Origin of the sequence: Enorma phocaeensis (assembly GCF_016901575.1) — a bacterium.
GTDB lineage: Bacteria > Actinomycetota > Coriobacteriia > Coriobacteriales > Coriobacteriaceae > Limicola > Limicola phocaeensis_A.
In genome coordinates this window covers 1-5,172 of the sequence record NZ_JACJKQ010000037.1, presented here as the reverse complement: position 1 = coordinate 5,172, position 5,172 = coordinate 1, and the positions used below count along the sequence as shown (strand labels likewise).

At 55.0% G+C, this 5,172-nt stretch carries 4 protein-coding genes; all 4 read right to left on the bottom strand.

Features of this window, described 5'->3' with window-relative positions; translation table 11 throughout:
- Window positions 1–242: 242 nt before the first annotated feature.
- Window positions 243–1,052: a GIY-YIG nuclease family protein gene (locus H6A15_RS09940; RefSeq protein ID WP_239462507.1), complete on the bottom strand. Its 810-nt coding sequence runs from the start codon at window positions 1,050–1,052 to the stop codon at window positions 243–245.
- A 128-nt stretch (window positions 1,053–1,180) separates the two neighbouring features.
- Complete coding sequence (locus H6A15_RS09935; protein ID WP_204673599.1) at window positions 1,181–2,767, bottom strand: type I restriction-modification system subunit M; 1,587 nt, start codon at window positions 2,765–2,767, stop codon at window positions 1,181–1,183.
- A 45-nt stretch (window positions 2,768–2,812) separates the two neighbouring features.
- Window positions 2,813–4,402: an RNA-binding domain-containing protein gene (locus H6A15_RS09930; RefSeq protein WP_204673598.1), complete on the bottom strand. Its 1,590-nt coding sequence runs from the start codon at window positions 4,400–4,402 to the stop codon at window positions 2,813–2,815.
- Between the two features lie 11 nt (window positions 4,403–4,413).
- Window positions 4,414–5,172, bottom strand: a 759-nt coding sequence (locus H6A15_RS09925) for a restriction endonuclease subunit S (RefSeq protein ID WP_239462505.1), incomplete at its 5' end; no start/stop codon positions are given.

Sequence of the window (5,172 nt, the reverse complement as noted above, 5' to 3'; positions counted from 1 at the left end):
CTGCACGGCAGCGACGTCGCTGCGATCGGTTTCTTGTTCCCATCGAGAAAGGAGCAGGCCGCGATTTCGTCAGTCGTGTTCGCGTTCGACGACCTCATCGCACTTCACCAGCGTGAGCAAACATCACTGAAACTTATTTGATCGCCCCCATCCATCTCCAAGGCCGCAGACAGAGATGGCTGTAGTGATTCGGCCGATAACGCACGGGTCACCCAAAATCGAGGGGAAAGCGCCCGGCCTGCCTACTCATGGTTTCGATATGTATCGAGCGGACGACCGTATTCATCGAGCCATTCAATCCACCCGTTCGCACTTCCGCCGAGCACAAATACGGCAGCAGCCGAAGGGCTGGAGAAAGTGGCGTCTTTAGGAAGCAATCTCCTGCCCGTTTCACCGTCGAACATCTGGGCTCTCAAATCCTGAGCGGTTCGGTTTTTAATAATCTTCTTATCAAGATCAACCTCCGAACCTGCCAAAACGGTGAATCGCCCATCTTTGGAGTCCCATAAACCCCTACCAAGCACTCCATTCCTCTTCGTGTGAAAGATTGGGCCAGGAACAATGGTCGCGTCATCAGCGCGATCAAGGTCGTAGCCAAGAGCCCTCATACGAAACAGTATCTTTGCGTGCAAATCCTCAACACGCTGCTCTTTGTAGGGACTCAAACGAGGGCTGGGGACCTGTTTGTTGTCCGTTTCATACGATCCATGCTCCTGCACGTAACCAATCGCCTTGGCCTCAAGAGCATCCAATACATCGCGATCAATGTTCCAATCTTCATCAAGAAACATAACCGCCTTGTTCCAAAAGTCCTTCCTCGACTTGTGACTTTCCAGACGAGAGATCCCCTGAATGGTCTGGCCGGCGTACACTCGGCTCAAGATGCCATGGTCCTCATCGAGCAGATAGTAGATGCCGCGTCTGGGCATCTGCGGGAGTTGGCTCGCCTGAGAAAGCAGCTCTCTAGGCACTACCACAGTCACCAGCGACTCACCTTCAATGCGGCAGATTCGGATACCGTCCGGCTCGCAGTCTATGAATTGAATGGTCATCGTGGTGAGATTTATCATTTCGCTGCCCTTCGCGCTACAACACACAACATTGTACTGCCACGCAAAAGGCGCCGAGGGGGACATGCCACCCTCGGCGCCCATCCAAAGCCCAGCGCAACTAGCGACTTCTATTCCACGCCCAGCTCTCGCAGCGTTTCGGCTATCTTTGCCTCAAGCTCCGCAATCTCGCGCTTGTCCTTCTCGAGAAGACGACGCACCTCGACGAGGTCAATCTCTTCCTCTTGCTCGAAAGTGTCAACGTAGCGCGGAATGTTGAGGTTATAGTCATTCCCGCGAATCTCGTCGAGCGTTGCCACGTGCGCGTACTTTTCGACATCCTCACGCCTCTGAAAGGTATCTACGATCTTGCTGATGTGTGCCTCGGTCAGGCGGTTCTGGTTCTTGGCCTTCTCGAACTCGCGAGATGCGTCAATGAACAGGACGTCCTTCGTGACTCGATTCTTTTTAAACACCAAAATCGTGGTGGGGATGCCAGTGCCGTAGAAGATGTTTGCCGGCAGGCCAACCACCGCATCAAGATAGTTCTTGTCGATGATGGTCTTGCGGATGGTGCCCTCTGCAGCCCCACGGAACAGGACACCGTGCGGCAAGACGATAGCCATGGTCCCTTCGGGCCCCAGATGGTAGATGCTGTGCAAAACGAATGCATAATCCGCCTTGGTTCGGGGCGCCAGCTTGCCGTAGTCCTTGAAGCGCGGGTCCTTGAGCTTGGTCTCGCTGTTATCCCAGTGCGCGGAGTACGGCGGATTTGCCACCACCGCGTCAAACGAGCAGTTAGGCTGGTCGATGCCCTTGGCGTCGGGACCATCCGGCCAGTCACTCTCTAGGGTGTCCGCGTTCGAGAGGTACATGTTGTTGAACGAAACCCCGTGCATCATGAGGTTCATGCGCGCCAGGTTGTAGGTGGTCGTGTTCAGCTCCTGCCCGTAGTACTTGATGGGCTGTCCCTCCGGCAGGTTCTGCCCCACGGTCAGCAGCAGCGATCCCGAGCCCATCGTAGGGTCGTACACAGTGAAGAACGCATCCGTCTTCTCGCGGCCCAAGGTAACGATTCGAGAGATGATCTCGCTCACCTCGTGCGGCGTGTAGAACTCCCCGCCCTTTTTGCCTGCAGAGGCAGCGAACTGCCCGATAAGGTACTCGTAAATCGCGCCGAGAATGTCCGTGCCGTCTTCGCTTTTGTACTCGATGCTGTCAACGAGCTTGACGATGCGATTGAGCGACTTTGCGCGCTCGTTGGTCGTAGAGCCCAAACGCGAATCCCCCAGGTTCACGTCATTGAACACGCCGCGGAAGTCCTGTGCAGCCTCTTTGTTGAGCGCGGCATTGTTGTTGAAGTTGTCGAACATGGTCTGATAGTCGCTCGGAATGATCGAGCTGTTCTCAATCTTTTCCATGAGAGACGCCCAAGTGTCATCCGGGGCGATGGCGTATCCCAGGCTCGAAGAGATGTCTTGAAGGTAGTCAGCGAGGTCATCTCCCGCGGCCTGGTCACGGTAGAGCTGGTTGACCGACTTACCCTCCTCCAGGTCCAAAACATTGTTGGTAATGAGGTACTGTTCCTGATGCTCGGACAAATAACGGTAGAACATAAAGGCCAGAATGTAGTTCTTATACTCGGAGGCGTCCATGTTGCCGCGCAGCTCGTTAGCCATCGCCCACAGCTTGGACGAGATAGATTGCAAATCACTCATGCGAAGGTTCCTTTCTTGGATGTGGGGCGCAGTTAGGGGGTGGAGTTAGTCGCGGACTTCCCAATGGCCGCGAGTTCCGCCGACGCGCTCTATGCGGCCGGACTCGCGAAGGCTCTTCATCACCCGCTCAATCTGGCGTGTTGAAAGACCCATTTGAGAAGCTATTGAAGCGGCGCTTGCCCTTTCATTTGACTTTATGTACGAGAGAACCGCCGCCTCGGTATCTCCGAGCCGAGTGGTCATCGTTTGACCATTTCCCGACCCCTCATTACCGACATTTATCCCGTCATATATTCCGCTATTACCGACATTACCGACATTTGTTTTACCGACATTACCGACATCATTTACGATAGTGCTTATGACATCGTTATCGTCGAGCAAGGCACCACGTGCATCAGCAAGCTTGGATCCATCGACTTCCACGTGCAGCGTTAGCTTGGTACGATCGGGCTCGAGATACTCGACCAGCTCTGGATCGGCGACGCCCGCGTATGCCGCGGCATCGCGAAACACATCAAAGCCACTCCCCGCCTTATCACCCTTTCCGATGAGGTTAAACATGGTCATAAGCGTCTTGTTGCGCGGGTCAGAAATGCCGCCTCCCTCCACCACTTCAACAGGAAGGCGCAGGCAACCAGGGTTGGAGAACTCAACCGTCGAGCGCCGCCGGATGGCAACCACACCGGTGCGTCCATAGTAATCGGTATGCACCAACGCGTTGGTAAGACCTTCACGCACCGCCTTATGCTGAGGAGTGTCATCGATGCGCGCCATGTCCGGTCCGAGCTTGAACGGCCGAGGCAGCCCCTCGCTGAGCATGCGGTACGCCTTACCCCAAAAATCATAGACGTTGCCACTCCAGTCACCCAAGTCGGACGTGATGCGATCATCCCAACGGCGCCCGCCGCTGATAACCCTGCAATCCAGGAAGTAGTTAGGGAAAGCATCGACAATGCGCCATGCCTCGCCAAACATGAGCAAGCCGGCCCTTGTCGGGTGTAATTCGCCGTCTTCCTCTGAACGTCCAATGGCGCCCAAGCGCAGAAGAAACCCCTCATCAGCCAGATTGACCCATGGATGATTAAGCCGGTTCGAAGAAAACTCGTTTCGATACCTCCGCACAGAATCCGCATTCAAGGCATCGATGCCAATATCATCAAGAACATCCCGGTCGAGCGTACCGTCATAGCTGTCACGCACCATGGCACGGATAACCTCCATGCTGCAATGGTAGTCGCCCTCGCCGTTGCGTCGGTACGACCCTGCATTCATATTGTTATTGATATGCACGGGTCGTTGCACACGATCGGCACGAGGCACCTTAACGGCAACGATTGCGAAGCCATCTATATCCTCGATGGACACATCAGAGTCGATGAGCAAGTTCGCACTGACCTTCTGCGGACTGTTCAAGCCGTTCCATAGGTCTTGGACAAGGGCGTCGGGATTCGACACCCCCGCCACCCTAGGACCCTCTGGCGTCTCGTCAACGCCGAGAACGATAAGGCCGCCGCTTGTGTTGGCAAACGCTGAATAAGTTTCCCAGAAACTTTTGGGGAATCCGCCCTGAGCGCGCTTGAACTCGAGGCGATTACCCTCCCGCCACTCGCTCAGCCGGTCAATGAAAGACACGGTTCCTCCCCTCATACGAACATCTGCTGAAGCAGCGCTTTCTTCTGCAGCTTAAGGTGATCGAGCTCACGCTGGTGAAGTGCGATGAGGTCGTCGAGCTCGCGGAAGAAGGAGCCAACGATTTGTTGCTCCGGGACCGAGGGCACCGCCACGCGCTTTTCAAGAATATCTTTGTTGTACAGCCTCTTGATCGTGCTGCCTTCTAGTGTCCATTTAACGCTAGACAGGCATTGCATTAAGAACAAGTCGTCGAGAGCGTAGTCGTGCTCAAGCCACACGATATTTGAGTCTTGATAATACGCCTTCTCACCTCTGTATTCGACAATCCTGCCAATGCTTCCTGCGGCAGAGATGAGCAGGGTTCCGGGCTTTGGATACGGGTACAGGCTTCGGTACTGTTCGTAGAGCTCTTCGGATATGTATGCATCGGGATCAGACCCGAAAGTCCCAATCTTGTAGAACGGAACATCGCCATTATCGCTGGTCTGCTCCTTGTAGATTCGTTTACACATTGCCACGCGCCCAAAATCCCCCAGCTTACGCTGTTCCCAAGGACCAGTGAAGCCAGGGAAGCGAATCTCCGGCACGTCAGCGCCGTCTTTCGGAAACATCTTTTGCAGCAGCCCACGCTTCCGGAGCTTCAGGTGATCCAACTTACGCTGGTGAAGTGCGATGAGGTCGTCGAACGCGAACACGACTGACGAAATCGCGGCCTGCTCCTTTCTCGATGGGAACAAGAAACCGATCGCAGCGACGTCGCTGCCGTGCAG